Below are 24,302 nucleotides of genomic sequence, written 5' to 3' on the forward strand. Positions count from 1 at the left end.
CAGCCGCAGTATTGCGCAGATCACCGCACTGTTTTTGGTGCTCATCCTGGCGATCATCCTGCTGTTCGCCAACTTCGCGTACCTCAATACCCAGTCCAACTACGACAAACAGTACATCGGCCACGCCGGCGAGTTGCGCGTGCTGTCCCAGCGCATCGCCAAGAACGCCACCGAAGCGGCGGCCGGCAAGGCCCTGGCGTTCAAGCTGCTGTCCGATGCGCGCAATGACTTCGAGCGGCGCTGGCGTTATCTGCGCGAGGGCGACAAGGCCACCGGGCTGCCGCCGGCGCCGCTGACCGTGCGGGACGAGATGGACGCGGTCCGTCAGGACTGGGACAACCTGCGCAAGAATACCGACACCATCCTGGCCAGCGAGCAGACCGTGCTGTCGCTGCACCAAGTGGCGGCAACGCTGGCCGAGACCGTGCCTCAGTTGCAGGTCGAATACGAAAAAGTAGTGGAGATCCTCCTGCAGAGCGGAGCGCCGGCGAGCCAGGTGGCGGTGGCCCAGCGTCAGTTGCTGTTGGCCGAGCGCATTCTGGGTTCGGTCAACACCGTGCTGGCCGGTGATGACACCTCGGTACAGGCCGCCGATGCCTTTGGCCGCGACGCCAGCCGTTTCGGCCAGGTGCTCGAAGGCATGCTTGGCGGCAACCCGGCGATTCACGTGACCAAGGTCGAGGACGCCGATGCTCGCGCCCGCCTCGCGGAGATCGCCGAACTGTTCCAGTTCGTCTCCGGGTCCGTGGACGAGATCCTCGAAACGTCGCCTGAACTGCTGCGCGTGCGCGAGGCGGCCGGCAATATCTTCAGTCTGTCGCAAACCTTGCTCGATGAAGCCTCGCACCTAGCCAACAGCTTCGAGAACCTGGCCAGCGGGCGCACCCTGGCTACTGTCGGTGGCTATCTGCTGGGGTTGGTGGCGCTGGCTTCGATCATCCTCATCGGCCTGGTGATGGTGCGCGCCACCCACCGCCAGTTGCGCGAGACCGCCGAGAAGAACGAGCGCAACCAGCAAGCGATCATGCGTTTGCTGGACGAGATCGAGGAGCTGGCCGATGGCGACCTCACCGTCACGGTGTCGGTCACTGAGGACTTCACCGGCGCCATTGCCGATTCGATCAACTATTCGGTCGACCAGTTGCGCGACCTGGTGGCCACCATCAACCACAGTGCCGAGCAGGTCGCCGCCGCCGTGCAGGACACCCAGAACACAGCGCGCCAGCTGGCCAAGGCCTCCGAACACCAGGCCGAGCAGATCAGCGAGGCGTCCCTGGCGGTGGGCGACATGGTCGAGTCGATCGACCGTGTGTCCTCCCACGCCTACGAATCGGCCAAGGTGGCCGAGCGTTCGGTGGCCATTGCCAACAAGGGCAACGAGGTGGTGCACAACACCATCCACGGCATGGACAACATCCGCGAGCAGATCCAGGACACCGCCAAGCGGATCAAACGCCTGGGCGAGTCTTCCCAAGAAATCGGCGATATCGTCAGCCTGATCGACGACATTGCCGACCAGACCAACATCCTTGCGCTCAATGCCGCGATCCAGGCCTCCCTCGCTGGCGAGGCCGGGCGTGGTTTTGCGGTGGTCGCCGACGAAGTGCAGCGCCTGGCCGAGCGCTCCTCGTCGGCTACTCGGCAAATCGAGGCGCTGGTGCGGACCATCCAGGTCGACACCAACGAGGCGGTGATCTCCATGGAGCAAACCACCGCCGAGGTGGTGCGCGGTGCGCGCCTGGCCCAGGACGCCGGGGTGGCGCTGGCCGAGATCGAAGGCGTATCGCAGACCCTCGCCGAGCTGATCCACAGCATCTCCGACGCAGCCCAGTTGCAAACCTCCTCGGCCGGGCAGATCTCCCACACCATGGCGGTGATCCAGCAGATCACCGCCCAGACCTCGGCCGGTTCCAGCGCCACCGCCGACAGCATCCGCCACTTGGCGCGCATGGCCAGCGAGATGCGTCGTTCGGTCTCCGGTTTTACCCTGCCGGCACCCGCCGAGCGGCGTTGAGGAGCGACAGATGGCTGCTTCAGCAGTGAGCCCCGAGCGCCACGACACCGTCGCCCTGGCGTGGGTCAAGGCGCCGATCCTCGATTGCCTGGGCCAGGCCCGCCAGGCCCTGGAGCGATTCGCCAGCGAACCGGGCGATCCGGCGATGCTGGCTTTCTTCGTCGACAACCTGCATCAGGTCCAGGGTTGCCTGCGCATGCTCGAACTGCGCGGTGCAGCGCACCTGGCCGAGGAGCTGGAGCTGCTGGGCCGGGCCATGGCCGATGGTCAGGTCAGCCCCCGAGGCGATTGTCTGGGTGCGCTGTTCCGCGGGCTCGAGCAATTGCCGCCGTATCTGGAACGGCTGCGCGGCTCGCGACACGACCTGCCGTTGGTGGTGGTGCCATTGCTCAACCAACTGCGCGGCTGCCGTGGCGTCGAGCCGTTGCCCCAGGGCAGCCTGGTCGGCGGCGTGGCGCAGCGTCTGGCTGGGGCGGCGGACCTGGCGGATTTGGACCTGTCCTTGGGCAACTGGCGCGAACATTTGCAGGCCGGCCATGGACGCGACGCCCTGCGCTCGGTGGTGACGGCACTGTGCGATGACCTGATGCGCATCAAGGACCGACTCGATCAGTACATGCGCGGCGATCGTGAGCAGCGTGAGCAACTTGAGGCCCTGCTGGCGCCGTTGCGCCAGGTCGCCGATACCTTGGCGGTGCTCGCCTTCCAGCAGCCGCGTCGGGTGATCATCGACCAAGTACTGGTGCTGCAGGCCCTGGCCCAAGGCGAGCAGGCGGTGGACGACGCCGTGCTGATGGATGTGGCCGGCGCCCTGCTGTACGTGGAGGCCACCCTTAATGGGATGGTCGGCCCGCTGGAGGAGACCGGCCAAGGCGGCCTGCCGGGCGCGGACCTGACGGAGATCCGCCAGCTGGTACTCAATGAGTCCCTGGCGGTGCTGCAACAGGCCAAGGACTTGATCGGCGATTGCCTGGAGTCGGGCTGGCCGGCAGAACGCTTGCAGCCGCTGCCGGGGCTTTTGCACCAGATCCGTGGCGCGCTGACGATGCTCATGTGGCCGGAGGCCGCCGAGGTGTTCGGTGGCTGCGCAGGTTATGTGCAGGGTTGGCTGTCGCATCTGGAGCAGCCGCCACCTGCAGACGAGCTGGCGCATCTGGCCGAAGCCTTGAGCGCTGGCGAGTGCTATGTGCAATGGCGGGTGGCCGATCCGCTGGTCGATGCCCAACCATTCATCGACAGGGCGCGGGCCAGCCTGGCGGCGCTGGGTGTGTCGTGCGGGCAGGCCGAGGCTCGCGTCGAGTTCGAAGCGGTCGATGAAGAATTGCGGGATGTCTTCCTCGAAGAGGCCGGCGAGCTGCTTCCGGAAATCGAACGCCACTGGCTGCGTTGGCGCGCCGACAATGCCTTGCGCGAGGCTCTGGTCGAGGTGCGCCGAGCCCTGCATACACTCAAAGGCAGTGGTCGCATGGTCCATGCCGAGGCGCTGGCCGAGCTTGCCTGGGGCGCCGAGCACTTGCTCAACCGTGTACTGGAAGGGCGGATCACCCTTGGCGCCGAAGGGGTGCTGGCCCTGCAACAGGTGTTCGTCCGGCTCCCGGACTTGCTCGCCGACTTCGCGGTGGGCCATCTGCCGTCGCGGGTCGAGGTCGAGCCGTTAGCCGGCCACTTGCATCATCTGGCGATCAATGATGTGTCGGCGCCGGCGCAGGTCGACGGGCTCGACCCACAATTGTTGGCGATCTTCGGCAACGAGGCCCAAGGCCATCTCGCCAGTCTGGAGACGTTCCTGCGCGATGCCGATGGCCATGGCACGCCCGTCAACGACAGCCTGCAGCGCGCACTGCATACCTTGAAGGGCAGCGCGGCGATGGCGGGCGTCATGCCGATCGCCGAGCTGGCCACCGCCTTCGATCGGCTGGTGCGTGAGTACAAAGGCCACGAACTGCCCTTGCAGGCGGCGGAGCTGGAGTGGCTGGAGGCGGCCCGCGCCTTGTTCCACCTCGGCCTTGCGCAACTGGGTAGCACGCCGTTGGCCCCTATCCCGGGGGCGGCGCAGTTGATCGAGGAGGTCGGGCAGTCGGTGGATGTGCGCCTGGCCTTCCTGCAGCAGGACCCACAGCACAGCCATCGACCCAAACGCGATCCGCAGCGAATCGCCGCGTTCCTGACCCAGGGCATGGATATCCTGCTCGAGGCCGAGGCGCTGCTGTCGCGTTGGCAGGCGCAACCCGGCGACCGCTCGGTCTTGGAAACGCTGCTGGACGAGTTGACCACCCTCGGCCAGTCGGCGTATCTGGCCGAGTTGTGGCAGGTGGATGAAGTCTGCGAGGCGTTGCTTGACCTGTATGGCGCGGTGGAAGAGGGCAGTCTGGCCGCCAGCCCGCGATTCTTTGCCCTGGCCCAGCAGGCCCATGAGGCGCTGCTCGACATGTTCGACGAGATAGCTGCCGGCCAGGCGCTCAGCGCCCGCGTCGATTGCATCGCGGCCATGCGCGGCCTGTTGGACGACGCCCTGGACCCCGGGATCATGGGCGTGGTGGGCCAGGATGCGGTGGCACCGCTGGCGGTCTACACGACAGCGAACGATCCTGCATTGGTGCAACTGTTCCTCGACGAGGCGGGCGATATCCTCGATGGCGCCGACCAGGCATTGGCGCAATGGGCTCAGGACCCGGACAACCACTCGGCACTGTCGACCCTGCAGCACGACCTCCAGACCCTCAAAGGCGGTGCGCAGATGGCTGGCGTGGGTGCGGTGGAGGTGTTGGCCCACGCGCTGGTCGCGCTTTACGAGGGCCTGGTGGATCGCCGCCTGGGGGCTACTGCCGAGCTGCTCGATCTGTTGCGGCGCGGCCACCAGACCCTCGGGCAGATGCTGCACGCGCTACGCGAAGGGCAGGCGCCGGCTTCGGCAACGGCGCTCCTGGGCGAGCTGCGCGAGTACCGCCATGCCCCACCTGCGCCTGCTGCCGTCGAGGCAGCGGCGGACGAAGCCCAACGCTCGAGCGATAACGAACTGCTCGAGGTCTTTCTCGAAGAAAGTTCGGATATCGTCGAAAGCGCCGCTGCGGCCCTGGCGCGCTGGCAGGCCGATCCGCGTAACAGCGTCGAGGTGGAGAACCTGCTGCGTGATCTGCATACCCTCAAGGGGGGCGCGCGGATGGTCGAGATCGCCGCTATCGGCGATCTGGCCCATGAACTGGAATTCTTGTACGAACTGCTCGCCGCCGGCCGCTTGCCGCCGAGCCCGGCGCTGTTCTCCTTGCTGCAAAACTGCCATGACCGTCTGGCACACATGCTCGACGCCGTGCGCCTCGGTCAGCCCCTGCACGCAGCCACGGCGCTGATCGACTATATCCGCAATTTCAGCAGTGCCGCGTTGACCGACAGCGCGGCCGGCCAGGTCCCGGTCGAAGCGCCGTCGCCGGAGGCGCCGGCCGCCGCGCCGGAGCGCGCGCCGGGCGACATGGTCAAGGTGGACGCCGAGCTGCTGGACGATTTGGGCAACCTGGCCAGTGAGCACTCTGTTATTCGCGGGCGCATCGAGCAGCAAGTCAACGATGCCCAATTCGCCCTCAACGAGATGGAAACAACGCTCGAGCGCATGCGCGACCAGCTGCTGCGCCTGGATATCGAGACCCAGGGACGGATGTCCAGCCGCTACCAGGCCGAGGGCGATGCGTACGAGGATTTCGACCCACTGGAGATGGACCGCCATTCCCAGTTGCAGCAGTTGTCCCAGGCGTTGTTCGAGTCGGCTTCGGACCTGCTCGACCTCAAGGAAACCCTCGCACAGCGTGCCCAGGAAGCCTACAGCCTGCTCCAGCAGCAGGCGCGGGTGAACAGTCAATTGCAAGAAGGTCTCACGGCCACCTTGATGGTGCCCTTCGAACGCTTGGTACCGCGCCTGCAGCGGGTGGTCCGCCAGGTGGCCAGCGAGCTGGGCAAGCAGGTCGAACTGGTGGTGGGCAACGCCGAGGGCGAGCTGGACCGCAGCGTGCTCGAGCGCATGGTGGCGCCTCTGGAGCACATGCTGCGCAACGCCGTGGACCACGGCCTGGAGTCGCGCGAAGCGCGTCTGGCGGCGGGCAAGCCGGAGCAGGGCACCATCCATCTGAACTTGCTGCACGAAGGCGCCGATATCGTCATCGAGATGAGCGACGACGGGGCCGGAGTGCCCCTGGAGGCGGTGCGCAACAAGGCCATCAAGCGTGGCCTGCTGGACCCGCAAGCATACTTGAGCGATCACGAGATCCTGCAATTCATCCTGCGTCCGGGCTTCTCTACCGCTGAGAAGATCACCCAGATCTCTGGCCGGGGTCTGGGGATGGACGTGGTGCATGAGGAGGTCAAGCAGTTGGGCGGCTCGATGAGCATCGAGTCGAGCCCGGGCAAAGGCGCGCGATTCTTGATCCGCTTGCCGTTCACCGTGTCGGTGAACCGAGCGCTGATGGTGCACCTGGGCGAGGAGCAGTACGCAATCCCGCTCAATACCATCGAAGGCATCGTGCGCGTGCCGCCCGCTGAGCTTGAGGCTTGTTACCAGCTGAGCGCACCGCGCTATGCCTATGCCGGTCACGAGTACGACCTGCGCTATCTCGGGGAGGTGCTCCAGGGCGGTGTGCCTCGGCCAAGTCTGCTGGGGCAAAGCGTGCCATTGCCTGTGTTGCTGGTGCATTCCCAGGAGCAGTCGTTCGCCATCCAGGTGGACAGCCTGTCGCCAAGCCGAGAGATCGTGGTCAAGAGCCTGGGGCCGCAGTTCGCGGCGGTGCCTGGGCTGTCCGGCGCGACCTTGCTGGGGGATGGCCGGGTAGTGCTGATTCTCGATTTGCTCGGCCAGTTGCGCGGGCAGCAGCGGCGTCTGGCGCGCCTGCCGGGTGGCTACGGGGGGGCGCGTCCGGTGTTTGGCCCGGCACCGCGTCAGCGTCTGCTGGTGATGGTGGTGGACGACTCGGTCACCGTGCGCAAAGTCACCAGTCGTCTACTGGAGCGCCACGGTATGAGTGTGCTGACGGCCAAGGACGGTGTGGATGCCATGGCCTTGCTGGAGGAGCACCGCCCCGATGTGCTGCTGCTGGACATCGAGATGCCGCGCATGGACGGCTTCGAGGTGGCCACGCGCATCCGCCGCGATGTCCGTCTGAAGGATCTGCCCATCATCATGATCACCTCGCGTACCGGCCAGAAACACCGCGACAGGGCCATGGCCATCGGCGTCAACGACTACTTGGGCAAGCCTTATCAGGAGTCGGTCCTGTTGCAGAGCATCGCCCATTGGAGCCAACCCCATGCTTGAATACATCGCCGGCCAGCGCAGCAGCCTGACCGGTCTGCTACTGCCTTTGAGCGACCGCACCCTGGTGCTGCCCAATGTGGCGGTGGCCGAGCTGATCGGCCAGCGCACCTTCGCCTGCCAGGCGGGCGACCCGGCCTGGCACCTGGGCTGGATCGACTGGCGTCAGCAGCGCTTGCCGCTGATCGGCCTGGAGGCCGCCTGTGGCGGCGAGACCGTTTGTGGCGAGCGGGCACGGGTGGTGGTGCTCAACGCGCTGGGCGATACCGGCCTGCGCTACCTGGCGTTGCTACTGCAGGACATCCCACGCTCCTGCAAGCTGGACAGCCAGCTCAACTATGTGGATGTCCCCTTGGCGAGCCTGGAGCTGGCGGCGGTGCAGGTTGGCGAGCAGGTGGCGCGGGTACCTGACTTGGCGGCGCTGGAGCGCATGGTGCGTGACGCGGATCTTCACTAGCTTCAAGTTGTAAGCTTCAAGCGGCAAGCTAGCTGTGTCGGGGTCGTCCCCGTGCTTTGCTTGAGGCTTACAGCTTGAAACTTGAAGCTGTCAGGGAGGTCAGTGTTTGCATGTATTACGGTGAACGCTTCAACGCCTGGACGCACCTGGTCGGTGCCGTGCTGGCCTGTATCGGTGCCATCTGGCTGATCGTCGTGGCCGGATTGCAGGGCGATCCGTGGAAGATCGTCAGCTTTTCCATCTACGGCAGCACTCTCCTGCTGCTCTACAGCATCTCAACGCTCTACCACAGCACCCGTGGGCGGGCGAAGGTGATCATGCGCAAGCTCGATCACCTGTCGATCTACCTGCTCATCGCCGGCAGCTACACGCCGTTCTGTCTGGTCAGCCTGCGCGGCCCCTGGGGCTGGAGCCTGTTCGGCGTGGTCTGGGGCCTGGCCTTGATCGGCATGCTCCAGGAGATCAAGCCGCGCTCCGAGGCGCGGGTGCTGTCGATCATCATCTATGCGGTGATGGGCTGGATCGTCCTGGTGGCGGTCAAGCCGTTGCTGCAGAGCCTGGGCGGCGCCGGCTTCGCCTGGCTGGCGGCCGGCGGTGCGTTCTACACCATCGGCATCCTGTTCTTCGCCTTCGACAGCCGCTTTCGCCATTGGCATGGCATCTGGCACCTGTTCGTCATCGCCGGCAGTCTCATGCACTTCGTCGCGGTGTTCTTCTACGTGCGTTAGAAGTCGCCCCACAGCTGCTGGGCCACCGACAGCGCCACGACCGGCGCGGTCTCGGTGCGCAGTACCCGTGGGCCAAGGCGTGCGGCGTGGAAGCCGGCGGCCTTGGCCTGGTCGACTTCGGCGTCGCTCAAGCCGCCTTCGGGGCCGATCAGGAATGCCAGGCGGCCGGGGTGTGCATGGCTGGTCAGCGGTTCAGCGACCGGGTGCAGCACCAGCTTGAGGTCGGCCTCGGTATCCTTGAGCCATTCGGCCAGGGTCACCGGCGGGTGGATCACCGGCAGCGTCGAGCGGCCGCACTGTTCGCACGCGCTGATCGCCACTTGCCGCCAATGGGCCAGGCGCTTGTCGGCGCGTTCGTCCTTCAGGCGCACTTCGCAGCGTTCGCTGACGATTGGCGTGATCGCGTTGGCGCCAAGCTCGGTGGCCTTCTGGATCGCCCAGTCCATCCGCTCGCCGCGGGACAGGCCCTGGCCCAGGTGGACATGCAATGGGGACTCGGCCTGGCCGGGCAAGGCCTGGTCCAGGGTGACGCGCACGGATTTCTTGCCGACGTCGAGCAACTGGCCACGAAACTCCTGGCCACTGCCGTCGAACAGTTGCACAGCGTCTCCGGGCGCCATGCGCAGCACGCGGCCAATGTAGTGGGCCTGGGCTTCGGGCAACTCGTGCTCGCCGAGGCTCAGGGGGGCGTCGATGAAGAAGCGGGACAGTCTCATGGCTTTGCTCAGGAAATGAAATGGACATCGTCCCCGTGGAAGTGGCGTTGGGCCGCTGCGATTTACTGGCGAATGCGAGGGGAAATCCTCGATCCGCATTCGCAGATGAACCCGCTTCCACAGGGGGCGAGGCGAGCCTCAGGGTTAGCCCGGATCGCGGAAGTCGGGGTGGAAGTTGGCCGGCACCGCCACGCTGACGCTGTCGCGGGTGGCGATGTCGATGCCTTCGCTGGCCACTTCGGCGAGGAAGTCGATCTGCTCCGGGGTGATCACGTAGGGCGGCAGGAAATACACCACGCTGCCCAGCGGTCGCAGCAGCGCGCCGCGGGTCAGGGCGTGTTCGAAGACCTTCAGGCCGCGCCGCTCCTGCCAGGGGTAGGCAGTCTTGCTGGTTTTGTCCTGGACCATCTCGATGGCCAGGGCCATACCGGTCTGGCGGATCTCGGCGACATGGGCGTGGTCGGCCAGGTGCGCAGTGGCGCTGGCCATGCGTGCCGACAGGGCCTTGTTGGCCTCGATCACGTTGTCTTGCTCGAAGATGTCCAGCGTCGCCAGGGCCGCGGCGCAGGCCAGCGGGTTGCCCGTGTAGCTGTGCGAATGGAGGAACGCCCGCAGGGTCGGGTAATCGTCGTAGAACGCTTGGTAGACATCATCGGTGGTCAGGCAAGCGGCCAGCGGCAGGTATCCGCCGGTCAGGGCCTTGGATAGGCACAGGAAGTCCGGGCGGATCCCGGCCTGTTCGCAGGCGAACATCGTCCCTGTGCGGCCGAAGCCTACGGCGATTTCGTCGTGGATCAGGTGCACACCATAGCGGTCGCAGGCCTCGCGCAGCAGCTTGAGGTATACCGGGTGGTACATGCGCATTCCGCCAGCGCCCTGGATCAGCGGTTCGACGATCACAGCGGCGATGCTGGCGTGGTGCTCGGCCAGGGTCTGTTCCATGAGCGCGAACATGTTGCGTGAGTGCTCTTCCCAGCCCATGCCTTCGGGGCGCAGGTAGCAGTCCGGGCTCGGCACCTTGATGGTGTCGAGCAGCAACGCCTTGTAGGTCTCGGTGAACAGCGGCACGTCGCCCACCGACATGGCGGCGATGGTTTCTCCGTGATAGCTGTTGGTCAGGGTGACGAAGCGCTTCTTGTTCACCTGGCCTTTGTTCTGCCAGTAGTGGAAGCTCATCTTCAGCGCCACTTCGATGCACGACGAGCCGTTGTCGGCATAAAACACCCGGTCCAGCCCCGCCGGTGTCATGGCCACCAGGCGTTCGGACAGCTCGATTACCGGCTGGTGGCTGAAGCCGGCCAGGATCACGTGCTCGAGCTGATCGACCTGGTCCTTGATGCGCTGGTTGATGCGCGGATTGGCGTGGCCGAACACATTGACCCACCAAGAACTGACGGCGTCCAGGTAGCGCTTGCCTTCGAAGTCCTCCAGCCACACGCCTTCACCACGGCGGATCGGAATCAGCGGCAGCTGCTCGTGGTCTTTCATCTGGGTGCAGGGGTGCCAGAGGACCTTTAGGTCACGTTGCATCCACTGTTGGTTGAGGCCCATGGGCAGATCTCCTGGCGGGGCGTGCTGAGGCCGACAAGCCTAAGCAATGGGGCCGCGCAGGACAACCGACGCGCAGCGCGTGATTGCGTCGAAAATTAAATTTCCTGTGCTGGCAAGCACTTGATGTCACTACGCTGGCAGGGTCTGGAGACCTGACGTATTCTTAACGCATCTCGTCCCAGGGGCACTCTCCCCCTCTTTTCTGTCACTTCTGATCCGGAGTTCGCCAACATGGCTGCTGCTTGGGTGCGCCTGTGCGCGTTGGTATTGATTGGTGTCTCCAGCGGTGCCGCGCTGGCCAAGGACACGAGCCCCACGGCGATCGTCGTGGGTGGGGGCCTGGCAGGCCTGACCGCGGCCTATGAACTGCAGAACAAAGGCTGGCAGGTCACGCTGCTGGAGGCCAAGTCCGGCATGGGCGGCCGTTCGGGCCTGGCCACCAGCGAGTGGATCGGCAACGGCAAGAGCCAGCCGGTGCTCAACCAGTACCTGGACCGTTTCAAGCTTGAAACACTGCCCGCGCCTGAATTCGTACGCACCCCCGGCTACCTGATCGACGGCGAGTATTTCAGCGCCAGCGATCTGGCCACCAAGCAACCGGCCACCGCCGATGCGCTCAAGCGTTACGAGAAGACCCTCGATGATCTGGCCCGTTCGATCGAGGACCCGCTGAACCCGGCCGCCACCAGCACCTTGTTTGCCCTCGACCAGATGAACGTCTCCACCTGGCTGGACAAACTGCAACTGCCTGCCACGGCACGGCAATTGATCAACCAGCAGATCCGCACCCGTTACGACGAGCCGTCGCGTCTGTCGCTGCTCTATTTCGCCCAGCAGAACCGGGTCTACCGCGGTATCAGTGATCGTGACCTGCGCGCTGCCCGCCTGCCAGGCGGCAGCCCGGTGCTGGCGCAGGCCTTCGTCAAGCAACTCAAGACCATCAAGACCAGCTCGCCGGTCACCTCGATCGTCCAGGACAGCAAAGGCGTGACGGTCAAGGTCGGCAGCGTCGGCTACCAGGCCGATTATTTGGTCATGGCCGTGCCGCTGCGCGCCCTGGCGAAGATCCAGATGACTCCGGGGCTGGACAGCCAGCACCTGGCGGCCTTGAAAGGCACCAACTACGGTTGGCGCGACCAGATGATGCTCAAGTTCAAGAAACCCGTCTGGGAAAGCCGTGCGCGCATGTCCGGCGAAATCTTCAGCAATGCCGGCCTTGGCATGTTGTGGATCGAGCCGGCGCTCAAAGGCGGCGCGAATGTGGTGATCAACCTCTCGGGGGACAATGCCCGACTGCTGCAGGCCTTTGGCGACAAGCAGATGGTCGATCAGGTGCTGATTCGACTGCACGCGTTCTATCCGCAGGCCCGGGGCGCGTTCACCGGCTACGAAGTGCGCCGCTACAGCACCGACGCCGGTACTGGCGGCGCCTATCTGGCCTATGGCCCAGGCCAGATCAGCAAGTACTGGCGTCTGTGGGAGCGTCCGGTGCAACGCATAGCCTTCGCCGGCGAGCACACCGATGCACTCTACCCTGGCACCCTGGAAGGCGCGCTGCGCAGCGGCCAGCGTGCTGCCAGCCAGGTGCAGGACCTGGCGGCCGGCAAGTCGTTCGATCCGGCCAAGGCTGCACCGGTTGCCGCCGCCGCCGCAGCGGGCGCGGTTGCCGCCAAGGACAAGGGTGGATTCTTCTCCAACCTGTTCGGCGGATCGTCCGGCAAGGCACCTGCCAAGGCGGACGCGGTGAAGGCAGAGGAAGCCAAGCAGGACAAGCCAGGCTTCTTCTCGCGCCTGTTCGGTGGCGGCGACAAGCCCCAGGCCAAAGCTGCGCCGATCGCCAAGGCTGACGAGGTCGCACCGGTGGTAGCGCCGGAACCTGAGCCTGCCCCAGCGCCAGTGGCCAAGGAGGAGCCCGTCAAGCCAGCGGCGAGCAAGGTTGCACCTGCCAAGCCCGCCCAGGCCCACAAGCCGTCCGCCAAACAGGCCCACAAGCCCGCGCCGGTGAAAAAGGCCACGGCCAAATCCGAGCCTGTGAAAAAACCACTGGCCAATACCCAGGCCAAGGCTGGCTGAGGACTCGGGCCCCTCGCGGTGAGCCGCTTCTTTTCGGGTAAACCCGCTCCCATTCGGATTGCGTTGTTTTAGGACATTGCAACCGATTGCGAGCGGGTTTACACCGCACTACGACAACCCGCCGCTGAACATCTATCGTTAATGTTTTCTTAATAGGAAACTTCCAAAATACCTATCGTATTTGTCGATAATCCCAAGCGAATTTTTCCGCTTTCTTTCGATACGTTACGCGTTAGTCTGTGCACAGCTTTCACGGAGAATCACGCCAACATGCAACTGCGCAACTCTGCTTCTCGCTACGGCCTGGTCAGTATCGTCATGCATTGGGGCGTGGCCCTGGCGGTCTTCGGGTTGTTCGGCCTCGGCCTGTGGATGGTCGGCCTGGACTACTACAGCCCCTGGCGCAAGTCCGCGCCCGATTTGCACAAGAGCATCGGCCTGGTGCTGTTGGCGGTGATGGTGCTGCGTGTACTTTGGCGTTTCGTCAGCCCGCCACCGCCGGCACCTGCCAACCATGGCGCATTCACCCGCCTGGCCGCGAAGCTTGGCCATGCGGTGCTGTACCTTGGGCTGTTCGCCGTGATGATTGCCGGGTACCTGATTTCCACCGCTGATGGGGTGGGCATCCCGGTATTCGACTGGTTCGAGGTTCCGGCGCTGGTCAGTGACCTGCCCGATCAGGCGGATACCGCCGGAGCCATTCACCTCTACCTGGCCTGGGGGCTGGTGATTTTTGCCATCCTGCATGCCTTGGCAGCTCTGAAACACCATTTCATCGACCGTGACGCGACCCTGAGCCGTATGCTGGGCCGCAAAGCTTGACTCTCTACCTCAATTGCATAGGAAGGAAGTAAGGATGTTCAAAAAGACTTTTGCCGCACTGGCGCTCGGTACCGCACTGCTCTCCGCCGGCCAGGCCATGGCTGCCGAGTACAAGATCGACAAGGAAGGCCAGCACGCGTTCGTCGACTGGAAGATCAGCCACCTGGGTTACAGCTTCATCCACGGTACCTTCAAGGACTTCGACGGCAACTTCACTTGGGACAGCGCCAAGCCTGAGGCCAGCAAGATCGCCGTCAATCTGAAGACCGCGAGCCTGTGGTCGAACCACGCCGAGCGTGACAAGCACATCGCCAGCGCTGACTTCCTGGACGTTAAGAAGTACCCGGAAGCCAAGTTCGTCTCCACCAGCGTCAAGTCGACCGGTGAAAAGACCGCTGACGTGACCGGCGATCTGACCATGCACGGCGTGACCAAACCTGTCACCTTCAAGGCAACCTTCAATGGCGAAGGCAAGGATCCATGGGGCGGCGAGCGTGCCGGCTTCAACGCCACCACCACGCTGAACCTGAACGACTTCGGCATCAAAGGCCCAGGCCCGTCCTCCCAGACCCTGGACCTGGACATCAGCGTCGAAGGCGTGAAGCAGAAGTAATTCGCTTTGCCCTGACGAAAAACGCCGCCCATTGGGCGGCGTTTTCGTTTGCGCGAGTGCTGGCTCAGCCCTTGCGGGTCAGCAAAGCAGGACGCTCACCGCGTGGGCGGCTCGGCAAGTCATCGAGTTGCTCCGGTGTCGGATAGCGATCGAGCTTGGACTCCTTGCGGATGATCACCGGCTGATGGGTTTCACGCGGGCTGCGAACGGCTGGCTCTTGGCGGGAGAAGTCGTCACGGCTCGAGGAGCGGTTGCGGCCGCCGCCATTATTGTCGCGGCGTGCACCGCCGTTGTTGTTGCGGGTGCGTTTCTCGCCGGAACCTTGCCCCTGGCTCTGACCTTGGCCTTTGCGCTGGCCGCCGCCATTGTTGCGTGGCTGGCCGCTGCCGTTGCGTTGGCCCTGCCCTTGGCCTTGACCCTGGCCGCCGCCTGGACGACGGTTACGGCCTTGGTTCTTGGCGTTTTGGTAGGGGCTGACGTAGTCGGCGCGGTTGCCGAAGTTGTCGATGTCGTCGTCCAGGAATTCTTCTGGATCACGGTCCACCGGAACCGACGGCATGCCGCTCTGGCCTTGGGCCGCTTGCTGCTGGCGGGGTTTCTTGTTGCGCGACTTGCGCTGTTGCTGGGATTTCTCGCCGGACTTTTCCTGTTCGGCTGGCTTCTCGGCGGCGTGCTGCTTGGCCTTGCCTTTATCCTTGCCTTTGTCCTTGCGACCGCCGCTGCCGTCCTTGCTGCCTTCGGCGCGCTGCTGATTGCGGCCACCACGACCGTTGTTCTGCGGACGTTCGCGCACTTCCGGCTTCTCGGCTTCCACCTGGCTTGGGTCGAAGCCCATCAGGTCGCCGTCCGGGATCTTCTGCTTGGTGACCCGCTCGATGCTCTTGAGCAGTTTTTCTTCATCCGGCGCGACCATGGAGATGGCTTCGCCCGAACGGCCCGCTCGACCGGTACGGCCGATGCGGTGGACGTAGTCTTCCTCGACATTAGGCAGCTCGAAGTTGACCACGTGAGGCAGTTGGTCGATATCCAGGCCGCGGGCGGCGATATCGGTGGCGACCAGCACGCGCACGGTGTTGGCCTTGAAGTCGGCCAGGGCCTTGGTGCGGGCGTTCTGGCTCTTGTTGCCGTGAATCGCGGCAGCGCTCAGGCCGTGCTTTTCCAGGTACTCGGCCAGGCGGTTGGCGCCATGCTTGGTACGGGTGAATACCAGCACCTGCTCCCAGGCGCCGAGGGTGATCAGGTGGGCCAGCAGGGCACGCTTGTGGCTAGCCGGCAGGCGATAGACACGTTGCTCGATACGCTCGACCGTGGTGTTCGGCGGCGTGACTTCGATGCGCTCGGGGTTGTGCAGCAGCTTGTCGGCAAGGTCAGTGATGTCCTTGGAGAAGGTCGCCGAGAACAGCAGGTTCTGACGTTTGGCCGGCAGGCGGGAAAGGACTTTCTTGACGTCATGGATGAAGCCCATGTCGAGCATGCGGTCGGCTTCGTCGAGCACCAGGATTTCCACATGGGACAGGTCCACGCTGCCTTGGCCGGCCAGATCGAGCAGGCGGCCCGGGCAGGCGACCAGGACATCGACGCCCTTGGCCATGGCCTGGATCTGCGGATTCATGCCGACGCCGCCAAAGATGCAGGCGCTGATCAGGTTCAGATCACGGGCATAAACCTTGAAGCTGTCGTGTACCTGAGCTGCCAGCTCGCGGGTCGGGGTCAGCACCAGTACGCGAGGCTGACGCGGGCCGTGGCGCTGGGACTTGTCAGGGTGGCCACCGGGAAACAGACGCTCGAGGATCGGCAGTGCAAAACCGCCGGTTTTACCAGTACCTGTCTGGGCAGCGACCATCAGGTCGCGACCTTGCAACACGGCGGGAATGGCCCGCTGTTGCACCGGAGTGGGCTGGGTATAGCCCGCAGCCTCGATAGCGCGGACAAGAGCCTCGGAGAGACCGAGGGAAGCAAAGGACATGGGCAATCCTGTTCTCGTGGGGGCTGGGCCCGATGGGATGATCTGCCTGGCGCGACGGGCATCGGCGAGATGCGATCGCGTCCGGTCCAGCTGGGCATTCACTGCGCATCCGGGAGGCGGCGGGCGGCACTGGGTGCGTTGCCGACGGGTCGAGATGCCTGTTGCGAGGCCGAGCGTCCGGGCGTGAGCCGGGCGGGAAGGCCCGAGTATAACAGAGCTATCGCGCTCTGCTGTGTTCGTGCTGCTCAACGGCGTCAGGAATATTGCCGAGGTCGCTGTCGTAACGGGCATTGATGGCCGCATATGCAGGGTCTTGCTTGAAGCGTCGCAGCTCGTCGGCGAACGCCTGTGCCAAGCGTTCCCTTCCGGGCTTGTTCGCAAGTCCCAGGTATTGAGGGTGTCGGCTGATTACCAAGGGTAGCTCCTGAACCTGTCCCTCGAGCCCCAATTGCCGCCGCAACAGGCGCCCCGCACGGCGGTCTGTCACCAGTAGATCGATGCGCCCGAGCATCAACTTGCCGAAATTCGCCTCATGGGTGGGCGCCGGCTCTCGACGAAACAGGAAGGACTCGCTGAACGCCCGGCTGTAGGTGTAGCCCGGCGAGGTCCCTACGGTAAGGCCCGCAAGGTCTTTCAGGCGTTCGATGGCGTGAGGCCTGGCGTCGGCCTGGAACAGCACGAACTCAACCTCCGAGAGTGCCTCGTCCGGGTAGACCATGAACGGTTTGCGCGAATCGACCTGGAAGATGTCCAGCACACCGTCGGCCGCACCTTGCTCCACCATGGCGAGACAGCGTTTCCAGGGCAGCAGTTGCCAGTCGACATCGATGCCGAGTCGCTTGAGCACTTCGTTGGCGACTTCGTAGTCGATGCCTTTGGGCTGGCCTTCGTGCCAGTAGATATAGGGCGCCCAGTCATCGCTAACCAAGCGCAGGCGCTCCGCCTTGGCAAACGGGCTCAGGCAGACGAGCAGCAGGGCGCAAAGAAGGGGGGTTAAGTCAGGCATGGCGGCAGCGTACGTCCAATGTGTGTCCGAGGCCAGTGAAGCCTGTCGTCAGCCTTTGTCAGGCTTGAGCAGATGATCCCGCACGTCCTGATACTTGCACCCCAAAGACAGACGTAAGCCAGGGTGGTGCAGCAATTGGTGCAGTTGTTCGCTGTTCAGGCGCCCTTGGCGTTGCTGAAGATTTTCCAGTGCCTTGTCCCACCAGGCGAAGGTACAGGCCCGATCGAATTCGTTGGCATAGGGGTAGCAGCCGTACAGCAACTCCCGAGCAAATTGGCGTTGGTGGCGGGGCAGTGTCAGGCTCAGGGCCTTGTATCCCAGGCGATGCAAGGTGGGCGGTTTTGGCAGGCGGTCGTTGACCAGGGCTACGTCGGCCAGGGCGGCCTCGCCCAGAGGGTCATCCCCGTGCTTGTGCAACCAGGCCTGGATCTTGGCGCGGAACAGGTCCTTGCGGCTCCAGTAGTGGTGGATGACGTCGGTGCAGTCGGTCAGCGTCAGCGTGCGATAGGCCGCCACGGCCAGACAGAACTCTTCGAGGGTATAGGCGTTGGGGACGATGGGGTGGAACTCGTCCATCAGCGCGATCGATTGGTCGAGTGCTCCTGAATCCTCTGCCGCAAGGCCGATGACGCCGGAGTTGACCAGGTTCATGTGGTCATCCGCCAGGCCGCGCGCGTGCAGGATGTTGCGCAGGCCTTGGTACAGGTCGGTGTTCGGGTTTTCGCCATAGCGTGCGCAGATGGCGTTGCACAGCAGATGGCCGGGCTTGACGCGACGCAGCAGTTCCATCGGCGATTGGCGGAAGAACGTGTCGGTGTCGATCAGCACCGCCTGGGAATGCTGCTCGAGGGCCTGGCGTAACAGAACATGCTTGCTGCGAAAATGGTAGCCATGGGGTTGGGCCCAGGCCGCGCGCGTGGCATCGCAGATAAGGTGAACGGTGACCGGGAGTTTCGCGTAGGGCGCGGGGTCGTCGGTATGGACCTGGATGTCCAGGGCTTGGCTGCCGGACTCTTTCAGCTGGGCGAGGGCGCTGATGATGCTGAAGCAAGCTTCCTGATGGTAGGTCTTTGCACCGAACGCTAGATAGATGAGCTGAGGTGCCGAGGAAGGCAAAGGCTGCATGGGCGGCTCGCTAACAGGTCTAAGACTGGATGAAAGGTTTTAGCCTAATACCTAAGCCTTAAAGCTGCCTTAAGGACCTGTTAGCGAAATATGTCAGCGCGGCAGCTTCAGGTTGTTCCAGATCGCCAGGCTCGGCTCGGCCTGGTTCAACGTGTAGAAGTGCAGGCCCGGTGCGCCGCCTTGGAGCAACTGCTCGCACATGCGGGTGATCACCTCTTCGCCGAACGCCTGGATGCTGGCGGTGTCGTCGCCATAGGCTTCCAGCTGCTTACGAATCCAGCGGGGGATCTCAGCACCGCAGGCGTCGGAGAAGCGCGCCAGCTTGCTGTAGTTGGTGATCGGCATGATGCCGGGCACGACCGGGATGTCCACACCCATCTTCTGCACGCGCTCTACGAAATAGAAGTAGCTCTCGGCATTGAAGAAGTACTGGGTGATGGCGCTGTTTGCACCGGCCTTGACCTTGTGCACGAAGTTGGTGAGATCGGACTCGAAATTGCGCGCCTGAGGGTGCATCTCCGGGTAGGCCGCGACTTCCAGATGGAAGTGATCGCCGCTTTCCTGGCGGATGAACTCGACCAGGTCGCTGGCATAGCGCAGCTCGCCATAGGCCATGCCCATGCCCGACGGGAGGTCGCCGCGCAGGGCAACGATGCGCTTGATGCCTGCTGCCTTGTACTGGGCGATCAGGGCGCGCAGCTCTTCCTTACTGTCACCGACGCAAGACAAGTGTGGCGCGGCAGGAATCTTCACTTCGCTTTCCAGCTGCAGCACCGTGTTCAGGGTGCGATCGCGGGTGGAACCACCGGCACCGTAGGTGCAGGAGAAGAAATCGGGGTTGTAGCCCGCCAGCTGGCGAGCGACCGCCATCAGCTTTTCATGGCCGGCATCGGTCTTGGTGGGGAAAAACTCGAAACTGTAGCGGCGTTCTTGTGACATCACTCGTTCCTCGTGCAGCCCGCCTCACGCGGCAAGCTGCAAGTAAAAGCCAGATCGGTGATGGCCGATCTGGCTTGGCATCGTTCAAGATTCCTTAGCCTGGGCTTCAAGCGGCATCGGCGCGCTCTGCCGCTGCTTGCCGCTTGAAGCTGGCCGCTTAGTAGCGGTAGGTGTCCGGCTTGAACGGGCCTTCGACGGTCACGCCGATATATTCGGCCTGCTGCGGGGTCAGCTGGGTGACCACGCCGCCGAAGCCGCGGACCATTTCCAGGGCCACTTCTTCGTCGAGTTTCTTGGGCAGTACTTCCACGGTCAAGCGCTCGGCCTTTTGTGCGGCAGGCAGTTGGGCGAACTTCTGCTCGAACAGGAAGATCTGGGCCAGCACCTGGTTGGCAAACGAGCCGTCCATGATGCGGCTTGGGTGGCCAGTGGCGTTGCCCAGGTTCACCAGGCGGCCCTCGGCCAGCAGGATCAGGTAGTCGTCGTTCTGCGGATCGAAGGTGCCAGCGCCGGTACGGTGGATCTTGTGAACCTGCGGCTTGACCTCTTCCCATGCCCAGTTCTTGCGCATGAAGGCGGTGTCGATCTCGTTGTCGAAGTGACCGATGTTGCAGACAACGGCGCGCTTCTTCAGGGCCTTGAGCATGTTGGCGTCGCAGACGTTGACGTTACCGGTGGTGGTGACGATCAGGTCGATGCGGCCCAGCAGGTCCTTGTTGATGCCGGCCTCGGTGCCGGTGTTGATACCGTCCTTGAACGGCGAGACGACTTCGAAGCCGTCCATGCAGGCCTGCATGGCACAGATCGGGTCGACTTCGGTGACCTTGACGATCATGCCTTCCTGACGCAGGGACTGGGCCGAGCCCTTGCCCACGTCTCCGTAGCCGATCACCAGGGCTTGCTTGCCCGACAGCAGGTGGTCGGTACCACGCTTGATGGCATCGTTGAGGCTGTGACGGCAACCGTATTTGTTGTCGTTCTTGCTCTTGGTGACCGAGTCGTTGACGTTGATCGCCGGAACTTTCAGCTCGCCCTTGGCCAGCATGTCCAGCAGACGGTGCACGCCAGTGGTAGTTTCTTCGGTGATGCCGTGGATCTTCTCCAGCATCGCCGGGTACTTCTTGTGCAGGATTTCGGTCAGGTCACCGCCGTCGTCCAGAACCATGTTGGCGTCCCATGGCTGACCGTCCTTGAGGATGGTCTGCTCGATGCACCATTCGTACTCCTGCTCGGTCTCGCCCTTCCAGGCGAAAACCGGAATGCCGGCGGCGGCGATGGCGGCAGCGGCCTGGTCCTGGGTCGAGAAGATGTTGCACGACGACCAGCGCACCTCGGCACCCAGGGCGACCAGGGTCTCGATCAGCACGGCGGTCTGGATGGTCATGTGGATGCAGCCCAGGATCTTGGCGCCTTTGAGCGGTTGCTCAGCCTGGTACTTGCGACGCAGGCCCATCAGCGCGGGCATTTCCGATTCGGCGATGATGACTTCCTTGCGGCCCCAGTCGGCCAGGGAAATGTCGGCGACCTTGAAGTCGGAAAAACCTGCAGGCGTGTTTACAGCGCTCATCGAGAGCCTCCATTCGTAGTGTGCGAATGGGCGCCGTTGTGCGTTAGGCGTCCGCAGTGCGGACAACGCCCCAACCGAGCCTGACAGGCCGAGCCTGCTGCAGCGCCCCTCGGATGGGTGGCGGGATGGCCCCCGCGGCGGGTGGCCATGTGAATCGGCAGGGATTATAGCCGTGGCGTCGTGCCACGCCCAAGGTTTTCTGTCGCTTAATCGAGACGATAGTCGATGTTCAATGGAGAGGTGCCAAAGGCTCTGCCATCATTACCCTACGTTAGCCAAGCAGGTCAGGAGTACCGATGAATTTCCACACCCGCAAATGGGTAAAACCCGAAGACCTCAATCCCAACGGCACCCTGTTCGGTGGCAGCTTGCTGCGCTGGATCGACGAAGAGGCGGCGATCTACGCCATCGTCCAGTTGGGCAACCAGCGCGTGGTCACCAAGTACATGTCGGAAATCAACTTTGTCAGTGCCTCGCGTCAGGGCGACATCATCGAGCTGGGCATTACCGCCACCGAGTTCGGCCGTACGTCCATCACTCTCAAGTGTGAAGTGCGCAACAAGATCACCCGTAAAAGCATCCTGACCGTCGACAAGATGGTCTTCGTCAACCTGGGCGAGGACGGCCTGCCGGCCCCCCATGGGCGAACCGAGATCAAGTACATCCAGGACCAGTTCCCCGATACCGCGGTGGAATGACATCGGGGGCCGCGAAAGCAGCCCCAAAAGCCTCAAGGCTGTGCAGTAACCCCGCGCACCACCCGCCCGATGCTCAACCCCTGCACCAGGATCGAAGACAGCACCACGATGTAGGTGATCGACAGCAGCAGGTCACGCTCGGCGCCAGCGGGCAGCGACAGCGCCAGGGCCACCGACACTCCGCCGCGCAAACCTCCCCAGGTCAGTACGCGGACAGTCCCCTTGGGCACGCTGCGCCAGCGGCGCAGCAATACGATCGCAGGCGCCACGGTCAGCAGGCGCGACAGCAGCACTGCCACGGCCAGCACGCTCCCGGCGGCCAGGTGCAGCCAGTTGAACGGCAGTAGTAACAATTCCAGGCCGATCAGGGCGAACAGCAGGGCATTGAGCATGTCGTCGATCAATTCCCAGAAACCGTCCATGTAGCGACGGGTCATGTCGTTCATCGCTAGGTTACGCCCCAGGTTGCCGATGATCAGGCCGGCCACCACCATTGCGATCGGCGCCGACACATGCAGCTCGTAGCACATGGCCGAGCCGCCGATCACCAATGCCAGGGTCAGCATCACCTCGACCTGGTACTGCTCGACGCTCTTGATCATGCGATAGGTGGCGTAACCAATCACACCGCCAAAGGCGATCCCGCCAATGGCTTCTCGGGCGAACAGCAAGGCGGTGTCGGCAAAGCTTGGCGCCTCGCCGAGCTGGACGATGCCCAGCAGGACGGTGAATACCACCACCGCCGTGCCGTCATTGAACAGCGACTCGCCCACGATCGTAGTCTTGAGTGGCTTGGAGGCATTGGCGGTACGCAGTGCGCCGAGTACGGCGATCGGGTCGGTGGGGGAGATCAGCGCGCCGAACAGCAGGCAGTAGATCAGCGGCACGTTCCAACCGAACATCGAGAAAACCCAATGGGCCAGATAGCCGATGACCAGCGTGGCGATCAGTACTCCGAAGGTGGCCAGCAGGCCGATCGGCCAGCGGTAGCTGCGCAAATCGGCAAGGTTGACGTGCAGCGCGCCGGCGAACAGCAGGAACGACAGCATCCAGTGCATCAACAGGTCGTTGAAATCGATCTGGTTCATCAGCCCCTCGACGCGCGCTTCCAGGCCGGGGAAGCCGATCAGGCTCAGGCCTTGCAGGATCAAGGAGAACAGCAGGGCGGTGACCATCACGCCGATGGCCGGCGGCAGGCCGATGAAGCGGTAATTGACGTAGGTGAGGAGGGTGGTCAGGCAGATAAAAGCGGCAACAAGTTCAAGCATCCGAAATCCTGTGACAGTGGCTTCCAAGTCGTTACCCGAAATGCTCGGGCAGTTCTTTGATGGCCTGGTGAGCGTTTCGGGACACACCTTATGACCCGATCCGAAAGATTCGTTCCGCCGGACAGGGCGCTGATTCCTACATTAGGACTGGAAATCGATATAGTGTCGGACAATCAGGCCAACGAGGGCCTGGACTCTGTGCAAGGACCCTCCCGTGTTGGCAACTTCGCTGGTTTTGGTCGCGGCCCTGCTCCACGCGACTTGGAATACCCTGATCAAATTCAGTGGCGAGCGTTTGCTGGTGATTGCCAGCATGGACCTGGTAGCCCTCGCCTTCGCCGTGGCGGCGGTGGCGTTCGTAGACATTCCTCCGGCGCACATCTGGCCTTGGTTGCTCGCATCGGCGCTGGCCGAGCAGCTGTACCGCTTTTTGTTGATCCAGGCGTATCGGGTTGGCGATCTGGGGCTGGTCTATCCTCTGATGCGCGGCCTGTCGCCCTTGGTGGTGCTGGGGCTGACGCTGGCCTTTGCCGGAGAATCGCTCAGCGACAAGCAGATCATTGGCATCCTGCTGATTCCGTGCGGCATGGCCTGCCTGCTCTGGCAGGGCGGCGGCGGGGATCGGCTGCCGTGGTCGATGCTGCCAGTGGTCGCGCTGATCGGTCTGTGCATCGGTTGCTACACCTGGTTCGACGGCAGGGCCGTGCAAATCTGGGGCAAGCCGTTGGATTACCTGGTGTGGTTGACCTTGCTCAGTGCTTGGCCGTTTCCGTTGCTGGCAAGCGTGGCGCGGCGGGCGCCGTTCGTGTTGTTCTGGCGCACCCAGTGGCGCCTGGGGTTGGCGGTGGGGTTGTGCGTGTTGTTGAGCTATGCCCTGGTGCTATGGGCCATGCACCTGGGGTCGGTTGCCGAAGCGGCGGCATTGCGGGAGCTGAGCGTGATCCTCGTGGTGCTGCTGGGCATGCGCTACCTCAAAGAACCTTTTGGCGGGCCAAGACTCCTAGCTTGCGGGTTGGTCCTGGCTGGCATGCTGGTGATGAAGCTCTGAAACCGATCATTTGAACAAGGAGTCCTTTCCATGACCGTTGCCCTGTGGTGCATCCTGATTGCCATGATCCTGCCGCCGCTGTGTGGGTTGACGGCGAAACTGAGCAGTGGCCGTTTCGGCTTGCGTGAAAACCACGATCCGCGCGCCTTCCTCGATACCTTGTCGGGCCTGCCACGCCGTGCCCATGCCGCCCAGCAGAACGGCTTCGAGGCCTTTCCCGCTTTTGCTGCCGCGGTGCTCGTTGCCGATATCGTCGGTAACGCGGAGCAGGTGACGCAGGATGTACTGGCGGTGCTGTACATCACCAGTCGCCTACTCTTCATCATCTGCTACCTGGCCGACCTGGCCATCCTGCGTTCACTGGTGTGGTTTGCCGGGCTGGCGCTGATCATTGCGTTTTTCGTGGTTTCCATCTGAA

18 protein-coding genes and 1 riboswitch are annotated in these 24,302 nt (G+C 63.6%); of the genes, 10 read left to right on the forward strand and 8 right to left on the reverse strand.

All coding sequences use genetic code 11. The features are described from left to right. Window positions 1–10: 10 nt before the first annotated feature. The 4 genes from AB1N67_RS02155 to AB1N67_RS02170 all read left to right on the forward strand — a co-directional run bounded on the left by AB1N67_RS02155 (window position 11) and on the right by AB1N67_RS02170 (window position 8,492). Window positions 11–2,014: a methyl-accepting chemotaxis protein gene (locus AB1N67_RS02155; protein WP_232092099.1), complete on the forward strand. Its 2,004-nt coding sequence runs from the start codon at window positions 11–13 to the stop codon at window positions 2,012–2,014. Between the two features lie 10 nt (window positions 2,015–2,024). After that, window positions 2,025–7,310: an Hpt domain-containing protein gene (locus AB1N67_RS02160; RefSeq protein WP_367863501.1), complete on the forward strand. Its 5,286-nt coding sequence runs from the start codon at window positions 2,025–2,027 to the stop codon at window positions 7,308–7,310. After that, the gene (locus tag AB1N67_RS02165) at window positions 7,303–7,764 is read left to right on the forward strand and encodes a chemotaxis protein CheW (protein ID WP_043207211.1); all 462 of its coding nucleotides are present in this window, start codon (window positions 7,303–7,305) and stop codon (window positions 7,762–7,764) included. The genes AB1N67_RS02160 and AB1N67_RS02165 overlap by 8 nt, the downstream gene beginning before the upstream one ends. A gap of 110 nt (window positions 7,765–7,874) precedes the next feature. Continuing rightward, window positions 7,875–8,492 (forward strand): hemolysin III family protein, encoded by a 618-nt coding sequence (locus AB1N67_RS02170; protein ID WP_043207212.1) that lies wholly within the window; start codon window positions 7,875–7,877, stop codon window positions 8,490–8,492. Here AB1N67_RS02170 and AB1N67_RS02175 read toward each other — a convergent pair. Both AB1N67_RS02175 and AB1N67_RS02180 read right to left on the reverse strand, forming a co-directional pair. Further along, window positions 8,489–9,208: a 16S rRNA (uracil(1498)-N(3))-methyltransferase gene (locus AB1N67_RS02175; protein WP_090343258.1), complete on the reverse strand. Its 720-nt coding sequence runs from the start codon at window positions 9,206–9,208 to the stop codon at window positions 8,489–8,491. The genes AB1N67_RS02170 and AB1N67_RS02175 overlap by 4 nt on opposite strands. A gap of 144 nt (window positions 9,209–9,352) precedes the next feature. Continuing rightward, window positions 9,353–10,759 carry an adenosylmethionine--8-amino-7-oxononanoate transaminase gene (locus AB1N67_RS02180; RefSeq protein WP_090343256.1) on the reverse strand — a complete coding sequence of 469 codons (1,407 nt, stop codon included), beginning with the start codon at window positions 10,757–10,759 and terminating at the stop codon, window positions 9,353–9,355. A gap of 231 nt (window positions 10,760–10,990) precedes the next feature. On the opposite strand from AB1N67_RS02180, the gene AB1N67_RS02185 reads away from it, so the two are divergent. The 3 genes from AB1N67_RS02185 to AB1N67_RS02195 all read left to right on the forward strand — a co-directional run bounded on the left by AB1N67_RS02185 (window position 10,991) and on the right by AB1N67_RS02195 (window position 14,267). Next, complete coding sequence (locus tag AB1N67_RS02185) at window positions 10,991–12,832, forward strand: FAD-dependent oxidoreductase (RefSeq protein WP_367863502.1); 1,842 nt, start codon at window positions 10,991–10,993, stop codon at window positions 12,830–12,832. Window positions 12,833–13,102: 270 nt separating this feature from the next. Continuing rightward, window positions 13,103–13,654 (forward strand): cytochrome b, encoded by a 552-nt coding sequence (locus tag AB1N67_RS02190; protein WP_043207219.1) that lies wholly within the window; start codon window positions 13,103–13,105, stop codon window positions 13,652–13,654. 34 nt (window positions 13,655–13,688) lie between these two features. Then, the gene (locus AB1N67_RS02195) at window positions 13,689–14,267 is read left to right on the forward strand and encodes a YceI family protein (RefSeq protein ID WP_043207221.1); all 579 of its coding nucleotides are present in this window, start codon (window positions 13,689–13,691) and stop codon (window positions 14,265–14,267) included. Between the two features lie 64 nt (window positions 14,268–14,331). Here the strand turns inward: AB1N67_RS02195 and AB1N67_RS02200 are convergent, their stop codons facing one another. From AB1N67_RS02200 to ahcY, 5 genes are all read right to left on the reverse strand, one after another. Then, window positions 14,332–16,233: a DEAD/DEAH box helicase gene (locus tag AB1N67_RS02200; RefSeq protein WP_317848027.1), complete on the reverse strand. Its 1,902-nt coding sequence runs from the start codon at window positions 16,231–16,233 to the stop codon at window positions 14,332–14,334. Window positions 16,234–16,450: 217 nt separating this feature from the next. Beyond that, window positions 16,451–17,239 carry an ABC transporter substrate-binding protein gene (locus AB1N67_RS02205; protein WP_043207226.1) on the reverse strand — a complete coding sequence of 263 codons (789 nt, stop codon included), beginning with the start codon at window positions 17,237–17,239 and terminating at the stop codon, window positions 16,451–16,453. 48 nt (window positions 17,240–17,287) lie between these two features. After that, window positions 17,288–18,364, reverse strand: a complete 1,077-nt coding sequence (locus AB1N67_RS02210) for a hypothetical protein (protein ID WP_332771528.1) — start codon at window positions 18,362–18,364, stop codon at window positions 17,288–17,290. A gap of 93 nt (window positions 18,365–18,457) precedes the next feature. Next, window positions 18,458–19,303: a methylenetetrahydrofolate reductase [NAD(P)H] gene (gene metF, locus AB1N67_RS02215; RefSeq protein ID WP_043207230.1), complete on the reverse strand. Its 846-nt coding sequence runs from the start codon at window positions 19,301–19,303 to the stop codon at window positions 18,458–18,460. A gap of 157 nt (window positions 19,304–19,460) precedes the next feature. Next, a complete protein-coding gene (ahcY, locus tag AB1N67_RS02220; RefSeq protein WP_043207233.1) occupies window positions 19,461–20,870 on the reverse strand; it encodes an adenosylhomocysteinase in 1,410 nt (469 codons plus the stop codon). Window positions 20,871–20,891: 21 nt separating this feature from the next. Then, window positions 20,892–20,987: riboswitch (S-adenosyl-L-homocysteine riboswitch) on the reverse strand. 179 nt (window positions 20,988–21,166) lie between these two features. Between ahcY and AB1N67_RS02225 the strand changes: the two genes are divergently transcribed. Continuing rightward, window positions 21,167–21,568: an acyl-CoA thioesterase gene (locus AB1N67_RS02225; RefSeq protein WP_043207235.1), complete on the forward strand. Its 402-nt coding sequence runs from the start codon at window positions 21,167–21,169 to the stop codon at window positions 21,566–21,568. Window positions 21,569–21,600: 32 nt separating this feature from the next. Here the strand turns inward: AB1N67_RS02225 and AB1N67_RS02230 are convergent, their stop codons facing one another. Beyond that, the gene (locus AB1N67_RS02230; RefSeq protein WP_043207237.1) at window positions 21,601–22,836 is read right to left on the reverse strand and encodes a sodium:proton antiporter; all 1,236 of its coding nucleotides are present in this window, start codon (window positions 22,834–22,836) and stop codon (window positions 21,601–21,603) included. Between the two features lie 214 nt (window positions 22,837–23,050). Here AB1N67_RS02230 and AB1N67_RS02235 point away from each other — a divergent pair, with 214 nt between their 5' ends. Then, a complete protein-coding gene (locus AB1N67_RS02235; protein ID WP_043207239.1) occupies window positions 23,051–23,884 on the forward strand; it encodes an EamA family transporter in 834 nt (277 codons plus the stop codon). Window positions 23,885–23,914: 30 nt separating this feature from the next. Continuing rightward, window positions 23,915–24,301, forward strand: coding sequence for an MAPEG family protein (locus AB1N67_RS02240; protein ID WP_043207241.1), 387 nt, complete (start codon window positions 23,915–23,917; stop codon window positions 24,299–24,301). Window position 24,302 lies beyond the last annotated feature (1 nt).

It is taken from the genome of Pseudomonas guariconensis, assembly GCF_040822035.1.
Lineage (GTDB): Bacteria > Pseudomonadota > Gammaproteobacteria > Pseudomonadales > Pseudomonadaceae > Aquipseudomonas > Aquipseudomonas guariconensis.